The 21530-nt window shown below is 64.4% G+C and carries 19 protein-coding genes and 2 pseudogenes; 13 read left to right on the top strand and 8 right to left on the bottom strand.

All coding sequences use genetic code 11. The features are described from left to right. Window positions 1–72: 72 nt before the first annotated feature. From V1294_RS24915 to V1294_RS24925, 3 genes and pseudogenes are all read left to right on the top strand, one after another. Window positions 73–1009 (top strand): annotated as a pseudogene (locus V1294_RS24915) (cyclase family protein). A gap of 90 nt (window positions 1010–1099) precedes the next feature. Next, entirely contained in the window at window positions 1100–1582 is a 483-nt protein-coding gene (gene ruvX / locus V1294_RS24920; protein ID WP_334500814.1) for a Holliday junction resolvase RuvX, read from the top strand. A gap of 2 nt (window positions 1583–1584) precedes the next feature. Beyond that, entirely contained in the window at window positions 1585–2514 is a 930-nt protein-coding gene (locus V1294_RS24925; protein ID WP_334500816.1) for an AEC family transporter, read from the top strand. Here the strand turns inward: V1294_RS24925 and V1294_RS24930 are convergent. From V1294_RS24930 to V1294_RS24940, 3 genes are all read right to left on the bottom strand, one after another. Then, window positions 2511–3293, bottom strand: a complete 783-nt coding sequence (locus V1294_RS24930) for a CPBP family intramembrane glutamic endopeptidase (RefSeq protein ID WP_334500818.1) — start codon at window positions 3291–3293, stop codon at window positions 2511–2513. The genes V1294_RS24925 and V1294_RS24930 overlap by 4 nt on opposite strands. A 100-nt stretch (window positions 3294–3393) precedes the next feature. Then, window positions 3394–5037 (bottom strand): acyl-CoA dehydrogenase family protein, encoded by a 1644-nt coding sequence (locus tag V1294_RS24935; RefSeq protein ID WP_334500820.1) that lies wholly within the window; start codon window positions 5035–5037, stop codon window positions 3394–3396. A 22-nt stretch (window positions 5038–5059) separates the two neighbouring features. Further along, window positions 5060–5818, bottom strand: coding sequence for a M15 family metallopeptidase (locus V1294_RS24940; RefSeq protein ID WP_334500823.1), 759 nt, complete (start codon window positions 5816–5818; stop codon window positions 5060–5062). 347 nt (window positions 5819–6165) lie between these two features. Between V1294_RS24940 and V1294_RS24945 the strand changes: the two genes are divergently transcribed. The 3 genes from V1294_RS24945 to plsY are packed head-to-tail and all read left to right on the top strand — an operon-like array spanning window position 6166 to window position 9051. After that, on the top strand, window positions 6166–7119 hold the full coding sequence (locus V1294_RS24945; protein WP_214493129.1) for an aspartate carbamoyltransferase catalytic subunit: 954 nt from the start codon (window positions 6166–6168) through the stop codon (window positions 7117–7119). Between the two features lie 4 nt (window positions 7120–7123). After that, window positions 7124–8425 (top strand): dihydroorotase, encoded by a 1302-nt coding sequence (locus tag V1294_RS24950; protein WP_334500825.1) that lies wholly within the window; start codon window positions 7124–7126, stop codon window positions 8423–8425. Window positions 8426–8460: 35 nt separating this feature from the next. Further along, the gene (gene plsY / locus V1294_RS24955) at window positions 8461–9051 is read left to right on the top strand and encodes a glycerol-3-phosphate 1-O-acyltransferase PlsY (protein WP_334500827.1); all 591 of its coding nucleotides are present in this window, start codon (window positions 8461–8463) and stop codon (window positions 9049–9051) included. On the opposite strand, the gene V1294_RS24960 is transcribed toward plsY, so the two are convergent. After that, the gene (locus tag V1294_RS24960; protein ID WP_334500829.1) at window positions 9048–10295 is read right to left on the bottom strand and encodes an amidase; all 1248 of its coding nucleotides are present in this window, start codon (window positions 10293–10295) and stop codon (window positions 9048–9050) included. The two genes, plsY and V1294_RS24960, sit on opposite strands and share 4 nt — an antisense overlap. A 119-nt stretch (window positions 10296–10414) precedes the next feature. On the opposite strand from V1294_RS24960, the gene dprA reads away from it, so the two are divergent. Next, window positions 10415–11539 carry a DNA-processing protein DprA gene (gene dprA, locus V1294_RS24965; protein ID WP_334479796.1) on the top strand — a complete coding sequence of 375 codons (1125 nt, stop codon included), beginning with the start codon at window positions 10415–10417 and terminating at the stop codon, window positions 11537–11539. Here dprA and V1294_RS24970 read toward each other — a convergent pair whose 3' ends face one another. Next, window positions 11540–11941: a winged helix-turn-helix transcriptional regulator gene (locus tag V1294_RS24970; protein WP_334479794.1), complete on the bottom strand. Its 402-nt coding sequence runs from the start codon at window positions 11939–11941 to the stop codon at window positions 11540–11542. It abuts the gene before it with no gap. Between the two features lie 100 nt (window positions 11942–12041). Between V1294_RS24970 and V1294_RS24975 the strand changes: the two are divergent. Beyond that, a pseudogene (locus V1294_RS24975) lies at window positions 12042–12650 on the top strand (FMN-dependent NADH-azoreductase). A 48-nt stretch (window positions 12651–12698) separates the two neighbouring features. Here the strand turns inward: V1294_RS24975 and V1294_RS24980 are convergent. Both V1294_RS24980 and V1294_RS24985 read right to left on the bottom strand, forming a co-directional pair. Further along, complete coding sequence (locus V1294_RS24980; protein WP_190241909.1) at window positions 12699–12839, bottom strand: hypothetical protein; 141 nt, start codon at window positions 12837–12839, stop codon at window positions 12699–12701. A 173-nt stretch (window positions 12840–13012) separates the two neighbouring features. Continuing rightward, window positions 13013–13786, bottom strand: coding sequence for a glucose 1-dehydrogenase (locus V1294_RS24985; RefSeq protein WP_108517809.1), 774 nt, complete (start codon window positions 13784–13786; stop codon window positions 13013–13015). Window positions 13787–13901: 115 nt separating this feature from the next. Between V1294_RS24985 and V1294_RS24990 the strand changes: the two genes are divergently transcribed. Continuing rightward, window positions 13902–14378: a winged helix-turn-helix transcriptional regulator gene (locus V1294_RS24990; RefSeq protein WP_334500832.1), complete on the top strand. Its 477-nt coding sequence runs from the start codon at window positions 13902–13904 to the stop codon at window positions 14376–14378. A gap of 170 nt (window positions 14379–14548) precedes the next feature. Here V1294_RS24990 and V1294_RS24995 read toward each other — a convergent pair whose 3' ends face one another. After that, window positions 14549–14803 (bottom strand): hypothetical protein, encoded by a 255-nt coding sequence (locus V1294_RS24995; protein WP_108517813.1) that lies wholly within the window; start codon window positions 14801–14803, stop codon window positions 14549–14551. Window positions 14804–15035: 232 nt separating this feature from the next. Here V1294_RS24995 and topA point away from each other — a divergent pair, with 232 nt between their 5' ends. From topA to V1294_RS25015, 4 genes are read left to right on the top strand one after another with little or no spacing between them, the layout of a single operon-like run. Beyond that, the gene (topA, locus tag V1294_RS25000) at window positions 15036–17789 is read left to right on the top strand and encodes a type I DNA topoisomerase (protein WP_334500835.1); all 2754 of its coding nucleotides are present in this window, start codon (window positions 15036–15038) and stop codon (window positions 17787–17789) included. After that, entirely contained in the window at window positions 17790–20123 is a 2334-nt protein-coding gene (rnr, locus tag V1294_RS25005; RefSeq protein ID WP_334500837.1) for a ribonuclease R, read from the top strand. Beyond that, window positions 20111–20545: a DUF983 domain-containing protein gene (locus V1294_RS25010; RefSeq protein ID WP_334500839.1), complete on the top strand. Its 435-nt coding sequence runs from the start codon at window positions 20111–20113 to the stop codon at window positions 20543–20545. Before rnr ends, V1294_RS25010 begins: the two co-directional genes overlap by 13 nt. 40 nt (window positions 20546–20585) lie before the next feature. After that, window positions 20586–21323: an NUDIX hydrolase gene (locus V1294_RS25015; RefSeq protein WP_334479779.1), complete on the top strand. Its 738-nt coding sequence runs from the start codon at window positions 20586–20588 to the stop codon at window positions 21321–21323. Window positions 21324–21530 lie beyond the last annotated feature (207 nt).

The raw sequence follows: 21530 nt of genomic DNA on the forward strand, positions 1-21530 counted from the left end.
CTTTGCGCTGCGACGTTAGTATGAGGCGCTAGTTGCCAAAAACCATAACGTCAACATCTGGGAGGGACTGCGATGCGCCTTGCATTCGTATTGAGCTGTTCTGTTGCCTTGTTCGGTACGGTCGGAACGGCAAGCGCTCAGGATTGGACCAATTCGAAATGGGGACCGAACGACGAGATCGGCGCCGCCAATTACATGAAGCCTGAGCTCGTCGTGAAGGCGGTGGGTTTGGTCAAGACCGGCAAGACCTACCCGCTCGGCATTCCCGTCGACACCAAGACTCCGGCCTACCCTCCTCGAGCCTTCAAGATTACGGTGGTGCAGCCCGGTCAGGCCGGCATTCCCGGCCTGGGACCGAGTAAGACCACCTATAATGACGACATCATCGAGGGCTGGGTCGGCGTCGGCAGCCAGCTCGACGGCCTCGGCCATATCGGCGTCGAGCACGTTTATTACAACGGCAACAAGCTGCTCGATTTCGCCGATCCCACCGGATTGAAAAAGCTCGGTGTCGAAAAAATCCCGCCGATGGTGACGCGCGGCGTGCTGCTCGACATGGCGGCTCATTACGGTACCGACGTGGTCAAGGAAGGCACCGCCTTTAACACCAAGGAGATCGAGGAAGTTGCGAAGAAGCAGGGCGTCGAAATCCGCCAAGGCGACGTCGCGATCTTCCACACCGGCTGGCTGAGCCTGATCGGCAAGGACGACAAGCGCTTTGGCGCCGGCGAACCCGGGCTCGGCGTCGAAGGAGCCAAGTACCTCGCCGGCAAGGGCGTGGTTGCCATCGGCGCAGATACGTGGGGTCTCGAAGCGGTCCCGTTCGAGACCAAGAACATCTTCGAGGTGCACCAGATCCTATTGCCGATGAACGGGACCTACATCCTCGAAAACATGGAAACGGCCGAACTGGCCAAGGACAAGGGCCTATGAGTTCCTGTTCGTGCTCGGCCAGCCGCGGTTCAAAGGCGGCGTGCAGAGCATGATCAACCCGGTCGCGATCCGGTAACACCACATCTGCAGGCGGCGTGGCGTTCTCGCATGGACGCCACGCCGTGATCGGCTTTGCGCGCATGACGGGCCGGTGTTATGCGGGGTCATGCCCGCCCCCATCCTTCCCCTGATCGAAGCTGTCACGCATTGGCCCGAGCGCGGTGCCCTGATCGGCCTCGATCTCGGCACCAAGACCATCGGCGTCGCCGTGTCCGACCCCGACCGGCGGCTGGCGACCGGCGTCGAGACCATCAAGCGCAAGGCCTTCAAGGCCGATGCGGCGCGGCTCCTGGCGATATCGGGCGAACGCAACGCGGTCGGCTTCGTGCTTGGGCTACCCATCAACATGGACGGCAGCGAGGGGCCGCGTGCGCAATCGACCCGGGCCTTTGCCCGTAATTTTTCCAGCCTCACCGGTCTTGCCATCGCGCTGTGGGACGAGCGGCTCTCGACGGCTGCCGTCGAGCGTGAATTGATCGGCATGGACGTTTCCCGCGCCCGCCGCGCCGAGGTGATCGACGAGCATGCCGCGATCTTCATCCTGCAGGGTGCGCTGGACCGCCTGACAAAGCTGCGCAGGGACGCTTAAGCATGGCGGTCGTCAGCGCGGCGCTACTGCCGGTGTTTTTTCTCATCGTGCTCGGCTTCTTCCTGAAGCGGACCTTGATACGGCCTGAGGCGCAGTGGCATGGGCTGGAACGGCTGACCTACTACGTGCTGCTTCCGGTCCTGCTGATCCAGACGCTGGTGAAGGCCGACCTCACCAGGGTGCCGCTGGCCGGCGTCGGAGGCGCGCTGCTACTGTCGGCGCTCGCGATGTCACTGCTGTGTCTTGCGCTGCGTCCCCTGCTCGCCCGCGCCGCAGTCGATGGTCCCGCCTTTACCTCGATCTTCCAGGGCGCGACGCGCTGGCAGACCTATGTGGCGCTCGCCGTCTCCGGCAGTCTGTTCGGCGACCTCGGGCTGGCGCTGGCGTCCGTCGCGATGATCGCCATCATCCCGCTGGTCAACGTGCTCAGTGTCGCGGTGCTTGCCCATTACGCCTCGCCGGAAAAGCGCTCGGCCGGTTCGATTGTCGTGACGGTATTGAGCAATCCACTGATCTGGGCCTGCGCGATCGGGCTGGCGCTCAACGTCACGCATATTCCGCTGCCCAAACTCTGGCATGAGGTGGCGGACGCGCTCGGCCGCTCCTCGCTCGCCATCGGGCTGCTGGTGACCGGCGCCGGCCTGCATCTCGAAGGCCTGTTCAGGCCGAGCCTTGCCGCCGCCGTCGCGGTGTTCCTCAAGCTGGTGCTGATGCCGGCGATCACGGTCGCGTTGGCGTTGCAATTCGGACTTGCCGATTCCAACCTCGCCGTCGTGACGGTCTGTTCGGCGGTGCCCACGGCGTCAAGCGCCTACGTGTTGGCCCGGCAAATGGGCGGCGACGCGCCGCTATTGGCGCAGATCATCACCCTGCAGACCATTTTGGCGGCGGTGACGATGCCGATCGCGATTGCGCTCGCTGCGATGTGCTAGCCCGATCCCGCCAGCCAGAACGTCTGGATCGTCGCGGCCAGATTATTGATGCCGTGCAGGACGATCGTCAGCCAGGTGGAGTTCATGCGGTAGCGGAGATATCCCAGCAGCACGCCGATCGAAAACACCTCGCCGAAGAAGAACCAGTCGTACTGCAGATGCAGCGAGGTCCAGGCCAGCGACGACAGGAAGATGGCGCCGGCGACGCCGAGCTTTGATTCCGACCAGCCGCGGTAGAGAAACCCGCGCGAGAATATCTCTTCCCACATCGGCGCGGCGACGCAGAACGCAATCACCAGAAGCCACAGCGCGCCATCGGCCTGCGCGGATTTCAGCACCTCGCCCATGAAGCCCGGCGTCACCTCGCGTCCGAGCGCCCGCGACAGCAGGTCCCAGACGCCGACAAGGATGGCCAGGGCCGCGACGCCGATGAAGAAATTGCGCCATGAGGTCCGGCGCAGCGCCAGATAATCGGTAAAAGATATGCGCGTCGGACGGATCGCGATCCATGTCGCCAATAGCACGGCGGGCAATCCCAGGATGACCGAGAGCGAGATGGTCAGACCGCTGCCGACGACACGGATCGCTTCGGCGACATCGAACGACCCGCCCTGCCGCAGCACGAAGTAGACGATGACAGCGACCTGGCCGAGGAACATCGCGGCGAAGATGAACAGGCCCCACAGCGTCGTGCCCCAGAATTTCCAGACGCGTGGCGGCCGCTGATCGGGGATCGCGGGCGGAACTTCGATCGGGCTGGCGGAAGTGAGGGAGTCCATCAATCAACTTTCCAGGTGTCGTCATGGCGGGCATCCACGTCTCGCTTCCGCGCGGAAACAAAGGACGTGGATGGCCGGGGCCATGACGGATGATACGTATTCACGGCAGCGCGCGCTTCAGCAGGCCGCTTATGTCGTCATGGGCCAGATCCACCGCGCCGTACATGCCGGCGTGATTCCCGGCAAGGCGCGTGGCTGCGAACAAATGTGCATGCCGCGACGACACGGCATTGAGCGCGGCAGAAGCCGCCAGCAGCGCCAGCCTTTCGACCGCCAGCCGCGCCACACGCTCGCTGTCCGGCCGCCGGAACGCCTTGCCGATAAAGGTGATGACCTCACCCGCGCCCGGCAATCCGAGCGTCTCGCCGGTCAGTTCATGCACGATGCTGGACGCCACTTCCGGCTCACGCGACAGCGCACGGAGGACGTCGAGGCACATCACGTTGCCGGAGCCTTCCCAGATCGCATTGACCGGCGCCTCCCGGTAATGCCGCGCCAGAATGCCCTCCTCGACGTAACCATTGCCGCCGAGGCACTCCATCGCCTCATAGAGAAAGCCCGGCGCGCTCTTGCAAACCCAGTATTTGATGGCGGGCGTCAGCAGCCGCATATAGGCGGCCTCCTTGGCGTCAACGGGCGCGCGATCGAACGACCGGCACAGCCGCATCACCAGCGCGACCGTGGCCTCGACATGCAGCGCCATGTCCGACAGCACCGCCTGCATCAGCGGCTGATCGGCGAGATGCTTTTGGAACACGCTGCGATGCCGCGCGTGATGCAGCGCATGCGCGAGGCCCGATCGCATCAGGCCGGCGGACGCAATCGCGCAATCCTGCCGCGTCAACTGCACCATCTGGATGATGGTGCGGATGCCCTTGCCCTCGGCGCCGATGCGCTCGGCATAGGCGCCGTAAAACTCCACTTCCGAGGAGGCATTGGAGCGGTTGCCGAGCTTGTCCTTCAGGCGCTGGAACCGGATCGCGTTGATCGACCCATCCGGCGCAAAGCGCGGCATCAGGAAGCAGCTCAATCCCTCCTCGGCCTGCGCCAGCACCAGGAAGGCGTCGCACATCGGCGCCGACATGAACCATTTATGCCCGGTGATACGGTAGGCGCCGCCATCGCGCTCCGCGCGCGTCATGTTGGAGCGCACGTCAGTGCCGCCCTGCTTCTCGGTCATGCCCATGCCAAGCGTCATGCCGCGCTTGGTCCACCACGGCGCAAACGTCGGATCGTAGGATCGCGTGCCCAGCACCGGCATCACCTTGGCCAGCAGATCGGGCTGTTCCGCCAGCGCGGCGACGGAGGCCCGCGTCATGGTGACCGGGCAGAGATGCCCGGTCTCGACCTGCGAGGCGATATAAAATTTCGCCGCGCGTATCACCTCCGACGCCCCGCCGGCGGGCTTGCCGTCGGCCGTCCACGTCGAATTGTGCACGCCGGCATGTGCACTGTGCGCCATCAGCTGGTGATAGGCCGGGTGAAACTCGACCTCGTCGCGCCGGTTGCCGCGCGCGTCGAACGTCCGCAGTTTCGGCGTGTTCTCGTTGGCGACGCGGCCGCGTTCCGCCATCGCCGCCGAGCCCCAATGCTTGCCGAACTCCGATAGTTCGCCCTCGGCCGAAGCGCCGCCATTGGCGGCGACCGCCTCGACCAGCGGCCGGTCGACCGCATAGAGATCGATATCTTCGAACGGCGGCGACTGGTTGAAGACCTCGTGGGTCGCGAATGCTGCCTGGCTCATGGCTGGTCCTGGAACCCGTGAATTACTTCCGCTGGGTGATCGGGAAATCATAGGCCTGCCTGCCCGCCCCGGGCAGCGAAAAGTGCCACCACTCCTTCGAATAGTTTACAAATCCTCGCCGCGCCATCACCTGAACCAGCTTCTCCCGCCAGCGGCGCTGGGCTGCGGTGATGGATTTCGCCGCCGTGTGCGACTTGACGTCGGAACAATCATAGCCGGTGCCCATGTCGACGCTGCCGTCCGGCGCGCGAAGGTTCACGTTGGCGGTGCAGTCGCCATAGTCCTTGGTGGAATTGAAGGTGGCCGAATTGTCGGCTTTCAAATCGACCAGCGTAAGATCGAGCGCGGCGCCGGTGGAATGACCGGAGCGTTCGGCGATGTAGCCGAGCCGAAACAGGTCGGCCTTGCTGAACGACGGGTTGTAGCGTTTTCCGGCCACCGTCTCCTTGCCATCGCGCGACCAGGCCACCATGTCGGCAACCGCGCGCGTCGGCCGGTAGCAATCGAACATCTTCAGCGACAGGTTCTGCAGCGCGAGCTCGTCCTGAACGCTCTTCAGCAGCGCGCCAACCTCGCGCTTCACCACGCATTCGGGCGCCTCATAGCCCCTGAGCGGACGGCCGACGAAGTTGTTAGAGCCGGCGTAACGCAGATCCTGGATGATGGTCGGATCGACGTCGCGCAGATAGACGAAACCGGACGGCAACTTCTGCGCCTGCGCAGCGGTGCCCGTGAGACAGCTTGCCGCCAATATGGCCGTGAGCACTATGCGCGCTCTCACTTCCTTACTCGTGCGGATCACTGCACCCGCTCCGAACTGACCACCAGCTTCGTGATCGCGGTATCCATGTATCTGTTGCCGGCCAACGCGCTTCTCGGCCATGGCCGGCTGCTATCCCTGAGAGGCAGGCGATGGTACCCGCCAGCATCCGCGAAGCGATCCGGACGCATTGAATGAAATGCCGCACGTTTTGCCCAGCCCGATGCACCGTGCGCCATCCTAGCTGAATCGCTCGTCAGGGCCTACCGTCCGGCCGTCTGCCCTGCCGCCGAAGCGCTAGTGGATAAGTCCGGACGCCGGATTTGACGCTTGCCCTGCATGGCATCTCTGCCTATAGCAAGGCTTTAATGACCCCTGCATCGAAATCGACCTTCGTCCTCGGTCACCGGCATCTGCTGGGAATCGAGGGACTTTCCGCTGCCGATATTACCGGCCTGCTCGACCTTTCCGAGGAATATGTCGAGCTCAACCGCCAGGTGGACAAAAAGCGCACTTCCTTGCGCGGTCGCACCCAGGTGAACCTGTTTTTCGAGGCCTCGACCCGCACCCAATCCTCGTTCGAACTGGCGGGGAAACGGCTCGGCGCCGACGTCATGAACATGTCGGTATCCTCATCCTCGATCCGCAAGGGCGAGACGCTGATGGACACCGCGGTGACGCTCAACGCCATGCACCCGGATATCCTGGTAGTGCGGCACCACGCCTCCGGCGCGGTGGAACTTCTGGCGCGCAAGGTTGACGGTTCCGTGATCAATGCCGGCGACGGCGCCCACGAGCATCCGACCCAGGCGCTCTTGGACGCGCTGACCATCCGCCGGAATAAGGGCCGGCTGGAAGGGCTCGTAATCGCGATCTGCGGCGACGTGATGCATTCCCGCGTGGCGCGCTCCAATATCCTCTTGCTCAACACCATGGGCGCTCGCGTCCGCGTCGTCGCCCCCTCCACGCTGTTGCCGCGCGGCATCGAGCGGATGGGCGTCGAGGTCGCGCGCGACATGCGCGAGGGCCTCAATGGTGCCGATATCGTGATGATGCTGCGGCTGCAGCGCGAGCGCATGAACGGCTCCTTCGTGCCGTCGAGCCAGGAGTATTTCCATTATTTCGGTCTCGACCAGAAGAAACTGGCTTACGCCAAACCGGATGCGCTGGTGATGCATCCGGGGCCGATGAATCGCGGTGTGGAGATCGACTCGATCGTGGCGGACGGCGCGCAATCGCTGATCCGCGAACAGGTGGAAATGGGAGTGGCGGTGCGGATGGCGGTGCTCGAAGCGCTCGCCCGCAACCTGCCGAACGCGTGAGACCATGCTGACTGATCGACGCCCCATTCTGCTCGCCAATGCCCGCGTCGTCGATCCCTCCCGGGATTTCGACGGGCCCGGCGACGTCCTGATTGCCGACGGTACGATCCGCGACTCCAAGCGCGGCATCGGCGCGGCCGGCGTGCCCGAAGGCACCGACATCGTCAATTGCGCCGGCAAGATCGTCGCCCCCGGGCTGATCGACATGCGCGCCTTTGTCGGCGAGCCCGGCGCCAGCCACCGCGAAACCTTTGCCTCCGCCAGCCAGGCGGCTGCCGCCGGCGGCATCACCACCATCATCTGCCAGCCGGATACTTCGCCCGTCATCGACAATTCGGCGACGGTGGACTTCGTGCTGCGCCGTGCCCGTGACACCGCGATCGTCAACATCCACCCGATGGCCGCGCTGACAAAAGGCCTGGGCGGCCAGGAGATGACGGAGATCGGGCTGTTGAAGGCCGCCGGCGCGGTGGCCTTCACCGACGGCGACAGGAGCGTCACCAACGCGCAGGTGATGCGCCGGGCACTCACCTATGCCCGTGATTTCGACGCGCTGATCGTGCACCACACCGAGGATCCTGACCTGGTCGGCGAAGGCGTGATGAACGAGGGCGAGTTCGCCGCGAGGCTCGGCCTGGCCGGCATTCCCAATGCGGCCGAAGCGGTAATGCTGGAACGCGACATGCGCCTCGTGGCGCTGACCGGCGGGCGCTATCACGCCGCCTCGCTGTCCTCGCTGGAGTCGCTGGAAATCCTCAAGCGCGCGCGCGACGCCGGCCTCTACGTCAGCGCCTCCGTGTCGATCAACCATGTCACGCTGAACGAAAACGATATCGGTCCCTATCGGACCTTCCTGAAGCTGTCGCCGCCGCTGCGCACCGAGGAGGACCGCCTCGCGCTGGTCGCCGCCCTCGCCTCCGGCCTGGTCGACGTCGTGATGTCCGACCACAACCCGCAAGACGTCGAGGTCAAGCGGCTGCCGTTTGCCGAGGCCGCTGCCGGCGCGGTCGGGTTGCAGACCATGCTGCCGGCGGCGCTGCGGCTGATCCACAATGGCGAGATGGATTTCAAGACGCTGATCCGGGCGATGTCGACCCGGCCTGCGGAACTGCTCGGCCTGCCCGGCGGCTCGCTGCGCGCGGGTTCCCCGGCCGACGTCGTCGTGATCGATCCCGATACGCCATGGGTGCTCGATCCCGCCGACCTCAAATCGCAATGCAAGAACACGCCGTTCGATGAAGCCCGCTTCTCGGGGCGCGTCGTGCGTACTATCGTGGGCGGGCGGACGGTCTATGAACATGTCTGATTCGTGCGAAACGGGCCGCGGTGGGAGCTACCGCCATGTCTGACGCATTCCTCATCGTCGCCTTCCTGCTCGGCTATCTCTTCGGCTCAATCCCGTTCGGCATGGTGCTGACCAAGCTTGCCGGTACGCAGGATCTGCGCTCGATCGGAAGCGGCAATATCGGCGCCACCAACGTGCTGCGCACCGGCCGCAAGGGCCTCGCCGCGGCAACCCTGATCGGCGACATGCTCAAGGGCACGATCGCGGTCATCATCGCCGGCTATTACGGTGGCGCCAATGCGGCGATGCTGGCCGCGCTCGGCGCCTTCCTCGGCCACCTCTTCCCGGTCTGGCTCAAATTCAACGGCGGCAAGGGCGTCGCCACCTATATCGGCGTGCTGATCGGCCTGTTCTGGCCGGCAGCCCTGATGTTCTGCCTGATCTGGCTCGCCACCGCCGTCACCACGCGGTACTCCTCGCTCTCGGCGCTGGTCGCAGCCTTCGTCACGCCGCTGTTCCTGTGGTGGTTCGGCCACCCGGCGCTGGCGTCACTGTTCGTCGTGCTGACGCTGCTCTTGTTCTGGAAGCACAGCGAGAACATCAAGCGGCTGCAGGCTGGGACTGAGGGACGGATCGGGGCGAATTAGCGCCACTTCCGCCGCAGAGCCGCCTCCACAAACCGCGCCGCCGCCAGCGCTTCGGCATCGGCGCCGTATCGTGCAATCACCTGCACACCGACCGGCAAGCCACCGTCCGCGATGAGCGCGGGAACATTGACGCAGGGCACGCCCATCAGCGTCCATAGCCGGTTGTAACGGGCGTCGCCTGTCGAGCCCAAACCCTGTGGCGCAGCGCCGGGCGCCGACAAGGTCAGCAGCACGTCGACCTCTTCGAACACTTTTGCCAGTGCGCGTCTGGCGCGGCCCGCAACGCCCATGGCCTCGTCATAGGCGGCCGGTGCCGTCCCCTTGCTTTCGTCGAGCCGCGCGCGCAACAGCGGCGCCATCGCGTCGTAATTTTCGCGGTATTCCCAGGCGAGCGCCTGATGCGCCTCGAATTCCTGGATCACCGAATGCGCGTGCCACGCCTCCGCAACGATTTCGTGCAAATCAACCCCATGCACAGTAGCGCCGGCGCGTTCCGCCGCGCGCGCCGCAATCTGCAGAGCCTCCCCGCCCGACACCTCCGGCGCACCAGCGAAATCCTGCGTCACGATGCCGATGCGCGGCGTCGGAATGCTTGATGGCAGCAACAATTCAGGCCGGCCGGTCATAGCGGCAAGCCCGCGCGCCACGTCGTCGACGCCGGCAGCGAACAGGCCGACCGTATCGAGCGTCCACGAATAGCACTTCACGCCGACCGTCGGCAGCAAGCGGTACGACGGCTTGATCGCGGCGACGCCGCAGAACGAGGCCGGCCGGATCACCGAGCCGCCGGTCTGTGTTCCCAGCGCGAGCGGGATCATGCCGGCCGCCACCGCCGCCGCCGAACCCGATGACGATCCGCCGGGCGTATGACCATGATTGCGCGGATTGAGCGTCGGCGTCGGATCCACGGAGGCAAACGCCGTGGTCGTGGTCTTGCCCACGATGGTCGCACCTGCCTGTTTCAGCAGCATCACCACGGCGGCATCGCCGCGCGACCGATATCCCTGGTAGATCGGCGAGCCCATTTCAGTCGGGAAATCCGCCGTATCCATGATGTCCTTGATGCCGACCGCAATGCCGCGCAGCGGCCCGGCGCTTTGCGCGCGAGGACTTTCATCCCGGCAAACGAAGGCGCCGATGGACTTTTCATGCGCACTGGTTGCTGCGAGCGACTGCGCGATGGCGTCGTCGGGTGAAAGTTCGCCGGCATCGATGCGGCGCTGAAGTTCGGCGAGTGAGATCATGAAGGCATTCCTGTGATGAGGACGCAGGTTACGGAGGGCCTTGGCATGGAGCAAGCGTAACACCCATCACAATCAAACAGGTTGATCACAATCTCAGGTTGGGCAATGCTGCTACCCGCATGCATGACCGGACACAACTCACGCCCCACCTCACCGAGACCGACCGGATCGACCGGCTGCGGCTGATCCGCAGCGACAATGTCGGGCCGCGAACCTTTTATTCGCTCCTCAATCATTTCGGTAACGCGCGCGCGGCTCTGGAGCGGTTGCCCGATCTGGCGCGCCGTGGCGGTGCCGCGCGTTCAGGGCGCATCTGCAGCGAGGAGCAAGCGCGGGCCGAGATCGCCGCGGCGAAAAGGATCGGCGTCACGCTGGTCGCGCCCGGCGAAGCCGCCTATCCGCCGCGGCTGGCGACGCTTGAGGATGCGCCTCCTTTGCTCGGCGTGCGTGTGCGCGCTGCGCCCGACGTCCTGATCCGGCCGATAATCGCGATCGTCGGCTCGCGCAACGCTTCCGGGGCCGGGCTGAAATTCGCCGGCCAGTTGGCGCGCGAGCTTGGCGAGGCCGGCTTCGTCGTCATCTCAGGCCTGGCGCGCGGCATCGATCAGGCCGCGCATCGCGCGACGGTCGAAAGCGGTACAGTCGCGGTGTTGGCCGGCGGTCACGACCGGATCTATCCGCCGGAGCACGGCGACTTGCTCGCCGCCCTGCTCGATCAAGGCGGCGCGATTTCCGAAATGCCGCTCGGCCATGTGCCGCGCGCCCACGATTTCCCCCGGCGCAACCGCCTGATCTCGGGCGCGTCGCTCGGCGTCGTCGTGATCGAAGCCGCGCATCGCTCGGGATCGCTGATCACGGCGCGGATGGCCGCCGAACAGGGCCGCGAAGTGTTCGCGGTGCCCGGCTCACCGCTCGACCCGCGCGCCGCCGGCACCAATGATTTGATCAAGCAGGGTGCAACCCTGGTTACGGAAGCCAGTGACGTCATCAACGCGGTGGGGCCGATCATGGAGCGGCCGGTCGTGCTCGAGGCGCGCGAGGGCGATGACGAGCCGCTCGATTTCGACATCGATCCGGGCGTGCGCGCACGCATCGTGACGTTGCTCGGGCCGAGCCCGGTCAGCCTCGACGATCTGATCCGGATGTCGGGCCTCTCGCCCAGCATCGTGCGCACGGTGCTGCTGGAGCTCGAACTGGCCGGCCGGCTGGAGCGCCATGGCGGCGGGCTGGTGTCAATAGTCTGATCAAGCCTTGCTGTCGCGCGCGTCGAACTTGGTCCGCGCACGCTGGATCTCCGGCTGATGCTCGATGGCCCACTTGCCGAGCGCCTTCACTGGCGTGGACAAGCCGCGCCCGAGATCGGTCAATTCATAGTCTACCCGCGGCGGAATGGTCGGAAACACCGTTCGCGTCACGAGACCATCCCGTTCGAGTCCGCGCAGCGTCAGCGTCAGCATCCGCTGCGAGATGCCGCCGATCATGCGCTTGATCTCGTTGAAGCGCTTCGGGCCATCGCCGAGCATCATGATCACGAACACGCTCCATTTGTCGCCGACGCGCGCCAGGACGGAGGCCGCGCCGCGGCAGTCACTGTCGAGGTGAGGACCGGGTGGAAAGGCAGGCACAATCTTGTGCTCGGGTCTCATGGCTGTGCTCGGGTGTAAAAAATGTGCGTTCTTGCGGGGTTCTGCCACGGTCACTCATATAGCGCCAGTTACAAATCTATACCAAAGGGTGACACCAACCATGAAACTTCTGCACATCGACTCCAGCGTTCTCGGGCCCCACTCGGTCAGCCGCCAGGTTTCCGCCGCCATCGTCGAAAGGCTGCGCAAGGCCAATCCGGGCCTTGAGGTCAGCTATCGTGACCTCACGCTCACACCGCTGGCCCATCTGTCTGGCTCCCACCTCGCCGCCGGCCAAGGGGCGACGCCGCAGGCCGGCCTGCAGGCTGACATCGCCGCTGGCCAGATCGTGCTGGAAGAGTTTCTGGCGTCGGACACCGTCGTGATAGGCGCCCCCATGTACAACTTCACGATTCCAAGCCAGCTCAAGGCCTAGATCGACCGCATCCTGGTTGCGGGCAAGACGTTCAAGTACGGCGCGCAAGGCGTCGAAGGTCTGGCCGGCAACAAGCGCGTCATCGTCGCGATTTCGCGCGGCGGCTTCTATGGCCCGGGCACGCCGGCCGCGGTCGGCGAGCACCTGGAAACCTATTTGCGCTGGGTGTTCGGCTTCATCGGCATCAAGAATCCGGAATTCATTTCCGCCGACGGCATCCAGGTCGGTCCCGAACATCGCGAAAAGGCCGTGGCCGGCGCGCTGAAAGCCGCAGGCGATCTGAACGCCGCCTGAGTTGAGGCAATGGCGGCTGCCGTCGCCGCCCGACGGCAGCCGCTCAAATCAGAAGACGCCGTTCATGCGCAGCAGCACGATAATCAAGGAGACCAGGAGACCGACGCCGGAAAACAGCGCGATCGAAACAAATTGCGCGGTGTCCGAATTTTCCGCCGGGGTCGAGGAGATGCCAGTGGTTTTCGGCACGGTTGCACCCACCCGTTTTTGGTTGCGAGACTCCTGCCTCGAAATCTCCAACAGCCAAACCCATGGTTCAATGCGCGTTCTGGCTCAGCGCCAATCCGCCGCAGGGCATCGAAGCGGGCCAGCGACCGAGATCATCAGACAGCCGGCCGGCTTCGATATTGCCGGGATATGCCCTACCCCCGATAGATCGGCGCGCCGCTCGGCGAGGCCGTGGCGCCGCCGTCGACGAACAGTTCCTGCCCCTGCACATGCGCGGAATCGTCCGAAGCGAGGAACAGCACCGTCTTCGAGATATGATCGGGTTCCCCGATGCGGCCGAGCGGCGTGGTTGCGCCGATGCGCTTCTCGAATGCCTTCTCGGCTTCGGGCGTCGCCAGCGCAGCGCCCCAGATCGGAGTACGGATTGCCCCCGGCGAGACCACGTTGACGCGGATATTGCGTGGCGAGAGTTCGGACGCCATCACCCGCGCCATTGCGCGCACACCGGCCTTGCTCGCCGCATAGGCTGAATAGCCGGGATTCCCGAGCACCGAGATCACTGAACCGTTCAGGATGATGGAGGCGCCGTCGTTGAGATGCGGGACTGCGGCCTGCACGGTGAAGAACACGGCAGTGACGTTGGTCCGGATCACCTTCTCAAAGGTTTCGAGCGTAGCGGCACCAAGCGGCGTACCGCCCGCGATGCCGGCATTGGCAAAAATGACGTCGAGCTTGCCGAATTTCGCAACCGCCTGCTTGATTGCAGCTTCTGTCGCCGCGATGTCGGTGGCATCGGCGACGATGGCGAGCGCATTCGGCCCAAGTTCTTTCGCAGCCGCTTCCAGCGTCTCCTTGTTGCGCCCTGTTATGGCGACCCGCGCACCCTCCGCCACGAACAGTCTTGCGGTGGCGAGCCCGATGCCGCTGTTGCCCCCTGTGATCAACGCCGTCTTGTTCGCGAGCCTCATAGCCGCCTCCAATGGTTGCATTATTAAACTAGATTGCCTACCTAGGGCATCTGGTTTAATATTGCAACTGCACAAGACTGTGATCTACGCGCAGCGCGTTTTCGACGGAGCCGCCATGGTGAAACGGACCAGCTTTGAACACGATGACTGCCCAGTCGCGCGCGCGCTGGATGCGATCGGAGATTGGTGGTCGATTCTGATCATTCGCGAAGCGCTGTTCGGGGTCAGCCGCTTCAGCGAATTCCAGAAGAAGCTGGGCCTCGCCAAGAACATCCTCACGGTGCGGCTGCGCGCGCTGGTCGACCAGGGCATCCTGAAGACCGCGCCCGCCGCCGACGGCAGCGCGTACCAGGAATATCTGCTGACCCCGAAGGGGCGCGGCGTCTTCCCGATCCTGGTCGCCTTGCGGCAATGGAGCGAGGAGTTCGACGAGCGCCCGGAGGAGATCGCCACCATCCTCGTCGACAAGGAGAAGGGCCGGCTGGTTCGCAAGCTCGAACTCCATTCGCAGGACGGGCGGCTATTGGGTATGGACGATACCGCGCTGAAGCCGCGGCCGGCGGGCAAGCAAGGCAGGCGGGCTATAGCCTAATCGGATTCTTCTCCCTCTCCCCGTTCTGAACATTCTTACGGGGAGAGGGTTGGGGTGAGGGGCTGCCGCGAGCACCACCGCCAATTGATAGACCGGTACCCCCTCACCCGGATCGCCGATGGCGATCCGACCTCTCCCCGCAAGCGGGGCGAGGTAAACGAGGTGCGCGCTCACGACAGCTTGTGTTTGCTCCTTGTGCGCAGGCGCTCTTCCGCCTCGAGTTGCGCCATGCCAAGCAGATGACTGAGCACCTCCAGCCGATGGCGCTCCGCCAGCTTGACCAGTTCGGCAACGGTCTCCGCTATAAAGGCAACGGCCTCGTCGGGGCCGCCCTCCTCGCCTCGTTCATCGCTTCGTTCATCGGTTGGCGATTTCCGACGCTTGCCTGAAGCTTTTCGCTTCCGGCCGCCTGCAGCCTTGCTCAAAAAATTTGCATCCTAACGCGACACAAAGTATTGCCCAGAAATAACCCCTTTGATGGCGCAACTCTAGGGCGTATTTCGCAACTCCACAGATATAAGTCGACCCCAAAAGGTTCCCTGACGGCATTTGTAGATTTGACAGGGGCCGCCTCACCACCCATGTTCGGGTCCAATCGGTGGGCCGCGAGTCTCGCGGAACCCGCCTTTATCTTTTCCCGTAAGCCATTGGAATGACATGAATATCGTCATCGTGGAGTCGCCGGCGAAAGCCAAGACTATCAACAAGTATTTGGGCGCCTCCTACGAGGTTCTGGCCTCGTTCGGCCATGTCCGCGACCTCCCCGCTAAAAATGGTTCCGTCGATCCGGACGCGAATTTTCAGATGATCTGGGAGGTTGACCCGAAGGCGGCCGGCCGACTCAACGACATCGCCAAGGCGCTGAAGGGCGCCGACCGCCTGATTCTAGCAACCGACCCTGATCGCGAGGGCGAAGCGATCTCCTGGCACGTGCTGGAGGTGATGAAAGAAAAGCGCGCGCTGAAAGATCAAAAGATCGAGCGCGTGGTGTTCAACGCCATCACCAAGCAGGCCGTGACCGATGCGATGAGGGCGCCGCGCCAGATCGACGGCGCGCTGGTCGACGCCTATATGGCGCGCCGCGCGCTGGATTATCTGGTCGGCTTCACGCTCTCGCCGGTACTGTGGCGCAAGCTGCCGGGCGCGCGCTCGGCAGGCCGCGTGCAGTCGGTCGCGCTGCGGCTGGTCTGCGACCGCGAACTCGAGATCGAAAAATTCGTTCCGCGCGAATACTGGTCGCTGGTGGCGACGCTGACCACGCCGCGCGGCGACAGCTTTGAGGCGCGCCTCGTCGGCGCCGACGGCAAGAAGATCCAGCGTCTCGACATCGGTTCCGGAGCCGAAGCCGAGGACCTCAAGAAGGCCATTGAAGCCGCGAACTTCACGGTTTCGACCGTCGAAGCAAAGCCCGCGCGCCGCAATCCGCAGGCGCCCTTCACCACCTCGACGCTGCAGCAGGAAGCCAGCCGCAAACTCGGCTTCGCGCCCGCGCACACCATGCGGATCGCGCAGCGGCTCTATGAAGGTATCGATATCGGCGGCGAGACTACCGGCCTCATCACCTATATGCGAACCGACGGCGTGCAGATCGACGGCTCCGCGATCACGCAGGCCCGCAAGGTGATCGGCGAGGATTACGGCAACGCCTACGTGCCGGAGGCACCGCGCCAGTACCAGACCAAGGCCAAGAACGCGCAGGAAGCGCATGAAGCGATCCGCCCGACCGATCTGTCGCGACGGCCTGCCGAGATGCGCCGCCGCCTCGATACCGATCAGGCCAAGCTCTATGAGCTGATCTGGATCCGCACCATTGCGAGCCAGATGGAATCGGCCGAACTCGAACGCACCACCGTGGACATCGCCGCGAAGGCCGGCTCACGCGTGCTGGATCTGCGCGCCTCGGGCCAGGTCATCAAGTTCGACGGCTTCCTCGCGCTCTATCAGGAAGGCAAGGACGACGACGGCGAGGACGAGGATTCGCGCCGCTTGCCCGCCATGAGCGCGGGCGAAGCGCTAAAGCGCCAGGCGCTCGCCGTCACGCAACACTTCACCGAACCGCCGCCGCGCTTCTCCGAAGCATCGCTGGTCAAGCGGATGGAAGAGCTCGGTATCGGCCGTCCCTCGACCTACGCTTCGATCCTGCAGGTCTTGAAGGACCGCGGCTACGTCAAGCTCGAAAAGAAGCGGCTGCATGGCGAGGACAAGGGCCGCGTCGTGGTCGCGTTCCTCGAGAATTTCTTCGCGCGCTATGTCGAGTACGACTTCACGGCGGCGCTGGAAGAACAGCTCGACCGCATCTCCAACAACGAGATTTCCTGGCAGCAGGTGCTGCAGGATTTCTGGATCGGCTTCATCGGCGCGGTCAACGACATCAAGGATCTGCGCGTCGCCGAAGTGCTGGACGCACTCGATGACATGCTGGGACCGCACATCTACCCCGCCCGCGCCGATGGCGGCGACATCAGGCAGTGTCCGACCTGCGGCACCGGCAGGCTCAACCTCAAGGCCGGCAAGTTCGGCGCCTTCGTCGGCTGCTCGAACTATCCGGAATGCCGCTACACGCGTCCGCTCGCCGCCGACAGCGAAGCGAGCGCCGACCGCGTTCTCGGCAAGGACCCGGAGACCGATCTCGACGTGACGGTGAAGGCCGGACGTTTCGGGCCCTATATCCAGCTCGGCGAACAGAAGGACTATGCCGAGGGCGAAAAGCCCCGGCGCGCCGGCATCCCGAAGAACATGTCGCCCGGCGACATGGAATTGGAACTGGCGTTGAAGCTATTGTCGCTGCCACGTGAAATCGGAAAACATCCGGAAACCGGCGAGCCGATCACTGCCGGCATCGGCCGCTTTGGCCCGTTCGTGCGTCACGAAAAGACCTATGCGAGCCTGGAAGCCGGCGACGAGGTGTTCGACATCGGCCTCAATCGCGCGGTGACGCTGATTGCCGAGAAGATCGCAAAGGGCCCGAGCGGCCGCCGCTTCGGCGCCGATCCCGGCAAGCCGCTCGGCGAGCATCCGAGCCTTGGCGGTGTCGCTGTCAAGAACGGCCGCTATGGCGCCTACGTGACGGCCGGCGGCGTCAACGCCACGATCCCGAGCGACAAGACGCCGGACACTATTACGCTCGCTGAAGCCGTTGCGCTGATCGACGAGCGCGCCGCCAAGGACGGCGGCAAGCCGAAGCGCGGCGCCAAGAAGAAGGCCGCGCCAAAGAAGGCAGCAGCCAAAGCTGCCGATCCCGGCGCGCCAAAGCCGGCCAAGAAGGCGGCAGTGAAGAAAGCCGCGGCGAAGCCGAAATCGGAAGCCGTCAGCAAGGCGCGCGCCCCGGTCGCATCCGCCGCCAAGACATCGGCGGCAAAGCCCGCACCCAAGACGCCTGCGAAGAAGAGCGCGGGCAAGGCCCGGGGATAAGTGAAGAGAAAACACGACAATGGTTTTCCAGGCCGGGACGCCATCGTCGCCTTTATCCGTGCGAATCCAGGCAAGATCGGCACGCGGGAAATCGCCCGCGAGTTCGGCCTGAAGAATGCCGACCGTGCTGAGCTAAAGCGCATCCTGCGCGAACTCGCCGACGAAGGCGCCATCGCCAAGCGCGGCCGGAAAATCCACGAGACGGCTCTCCTGCCCCCGACGGTGATCGCCGACATCACCGGCCGCGACACCGATGGCGAATTGCTCGCCACTCCCACCGAATGGGACACCGAGGAAAACGGCCCCGCGCCGAAGATACGCATCCACGTCCCGCGCCGTCTGCAACCCGGCACCGCCGCGGGTGTCGGCGACCGGGCCCTGCTGCGGATCGAAAAGGCTGATGATGGGGAGGTCGCCCCCTATCGCGGGCGCATCATCAAGATCATCGATCAGGCCCGCACGCGCCTGCTCGGCATTTTCCGCGACCTGCCTGGCGGCGGCGGCCGGCTCGTACCTGTCGACAAGAAGCAGGCCGGACGCGAATTGAACATCGCGCCGTCGGACACCAGCGGCGCCGAGGATGGCGACCTCGTCAGCGTCGATCTCATTCGCGGGCGCGGCTATGGCCTCGCCTCCGGCAAGGTGAAGGAGCGGCTGGGCTCGCTGTCGAGCGAAAAAGCGATCAGCCTGATCGCGATCCACGCCCACGAAATCCCGCAAGCGTTCTCGCCGAGCGCGGTGCGGGAGGCCGAGGCCGCCGAGCCTGCGGCACTGAAAGGCCGCGAGGACTGGCGCGAGCTGCCGCTCGTCACCATCGATCCGCCCGACGCCAAGGATCATGACGACGCGGTGCATGCCGCGCTCGACCCCGATCCGAACAACAGAGGCGGCTACATCGTCCATGTCGCGATTGCCGACGTCGCCTTCTATGTGCGGCCGGGCTCAGCGCTCGATCGTGACGCGCTGACGCGCGGCAACTCGGTGTATTTCCCCGATCGCGTGGTGCCGATGCTGCCCGAGCGCATCTCCAACGATCTCTGCTCGCTGGTGCCGGGCCAGCCACGCGGCGCGCTCGCGGTGCGGATGGTGATCGGCCCCGATGGCCGCAAGCGTTCGCACAGCTTTCATCGCGTGCTGATGCGCTCAGCCGCCAAGCTGCACTATGCGCAGGCGCAGGCCGCCATCGATGGCCGTCCCGACGATACCACCGGCCCGCTGCTGGAACCGATCCTGAAGCCGCTCTACACAGCCTATGCGCTGGTAAAACTCGCGCGCGACGAGCGCGATCCGCTCGACCTCGATTTGCCTGAACGAAAAATCCTGCTCAAGGCTGACGGGTCAGTCGACCGCGTCATCGTACCGGAGCGGCTCGACGCGCACCGCTTGATCGAGGAATTCATGATCCTCGCCAACGTCGCCGCGGCCGAAATGCTTGAAAAGAAGGCGTTGCCGCTTATCTATCGGGTGCACGACGAGCCGACCCTGGAGAAGGTTCATAACCTCCAGGAATTCCTGAAGACGCTTGACCTGCCGTTCGCGAAGACGGGTGCGTTGCGCCCTTCCTTGTTCAATCGAGTGCTCGTTCAGGTTCGCGGCGAGGACTACGAACCGCTGGTCAACGAGGTGGTGCTGCGCTCGCAGGCGCAGGCGGAATATTCGGCGGAGAATTACGGCCATTTCGGCCTCAACCTTCGCCGCTACGCGCATTTCACCTCACCGATCAGGCGATACGCTGACCTGATCGTGCATCGCGCGCTGATCCGCGCGCTCGGCCTCGGCGAAGGCGCGTTGCCGGAAGCCGAAACGCTGGAGACGCTCAGCGAAGTCGCGGCGCAGATTTCCGTGACCGAGCGTCGTGCCATGAAAGCGGAACGCGAGACAGCGGATCGGCTGATCGCGCATTTCCTCGCCGACCGCATCGGCGCGACGTTTCAGGGCCGTATTTCCGGTGTGACCCGCGCCGGCCTGTTTGTGAAGCTTTCGGATACCGGCGCCGACGGGCTAATCCCGATCCGCACGCTCGGCACCGAGTACTACAATTACGACGAAACGCGTCATGCGCTCGTCGGCTCACGCAGCGGTGCCATGCACCGATTGGGTGACGTTGTCGACGTGCGTCTGGTAGAAGCAGCGCCAGTGGCCGGCGCGCTGCGGTTCGAGCTGCTGTCGGAAGGCCAGGTCATTCCGCGCGGCAGAAAACGCGACGGCTCGAAAGCGCCGTCGAAATCGCATCCGGGCCGTAGCCCGCGCGACAAGGTTCGCAAGCCCCACAAGGGCAAGTCCGGCAAAGCCAAGCCGGGCAAATCGAAGAAAGGCAAGTCATGGAAACGGTAAGTCCTACGACATGGACCCGGGATACCGGACACGCCGAGAAGCGCGATCTGTGGGCTGCGATGAAGCGCGGTTTTCGTTGCCGCTGCCCGCGCTGCGGCGAAGGCAAGATGTTTCGCGCTTTCCTGAAGACCGCCAACAATTGCTCGAAATGCGGGCTCGATTTCACCCCGCATCGGGCCGACGATTTGCCGGCCTATCTCGTGATCGTCGTCGTCGGCCACATCGTGGTACCGGCGGCGCTGTGGATCGAAACCAATTACTCGCCCGCGGTGTGGCTGCAACTGGCGATCTACCTGCCGCTCACCTTCATTTCATCGCTGCTATTGTTGCAGCCGATCAAGGGCGCGGTGGTCGGCTTCCAGTGGGCATTACGCATGCATGGCTTTGACGAGAATGCCCCTGGCGACATTCCGCCGGTCTAGCTAAAGCGGGCACAACAAGAGCACCAAAAATGGGGATGGGATGAACGACGCCGCGACCGCCGTACAAGAAGGAAAAGAAGCCGATCACCATCCCTATTTCCGGCCCAAGGATGCAGCCACGCTGATCCTGATCGATCGCTCCGGCGACAAGCCGAAGGTTCTGGTCGGCAAGCGCCACGACAAGGTGGTGTTCATGCCGGGCAAATATGTTTTTCCCGGCGGCCGCGTCGACAAGTCGGACAACCGCATTCCTGTTGCCGCGCCGATTTCCGGAGAACTCGAAACCAACCTGCTCAAGGGTAGCCCGAAGATCGCACCTTCCCGCGCGCGTGCGCTCGCGGTAGCCGCGATCCGCGAAGCCTGCGAGGAAACCGGTCTCTGCCTCGGCCGCAAGGTTGAAAAACCCGTAAAACTCGAAGGTGCCTGGAAGCCGTTCACGGAAGCGGGCCTGCTGCCCGATCCATCCGGCCTGTTTCTGATCGCGCGCGCCATCACCCCGCCCGGCCGCGTCCGCCGTTTCGACACGCGCTTCTTCACTGCTGATGCTTCGGCCATTGCCCATCGGGTCGAAGGCGTGATCCACGCCGATGCCGAACTCGTCGAACTGGTGTGGGTCGAGATCGGCTCGCAGCCGCTCGCCGATGCGCATGCCATGACCAAGAACGTGCTCGCCGAACTCGACCGCCGCCTCGCCACCGGTCCGCTGCGCCACGATGCACCGGTGCCGTTCTTTCATTTCTACGGCGGCAAGATGCAGAAGGACGTGCTGGGGGCGTAGCCTAGCCTTCGCTCCCTCCCCGTCATTGCGAGCGCAGCGAAGCAATCCATCTATCCCCGGGCGGAGGCATGGATTGCTTCGCTGCGCTCGCAATGACGGTTCTGGCGTCACGGCAAATATCCTCCCCCAGTCCCCTAAATTGCAAAATCCTTCTCACGCTGACTTGATGGCGCTGCCCTGATCGCCTCCCTATCTCTTCCCCAACAA

It is taken from the genome of Bradyrhizobium sp. AZCC 1678 (assembly GCF_036924765.1).
GTDB lineage: Bacteria > Pseudomonadota > Alphaproteobacteria > Rhizobiales > Xanthobacteraceae > Bradyrhizobium > Bradyrhizobium algeriense.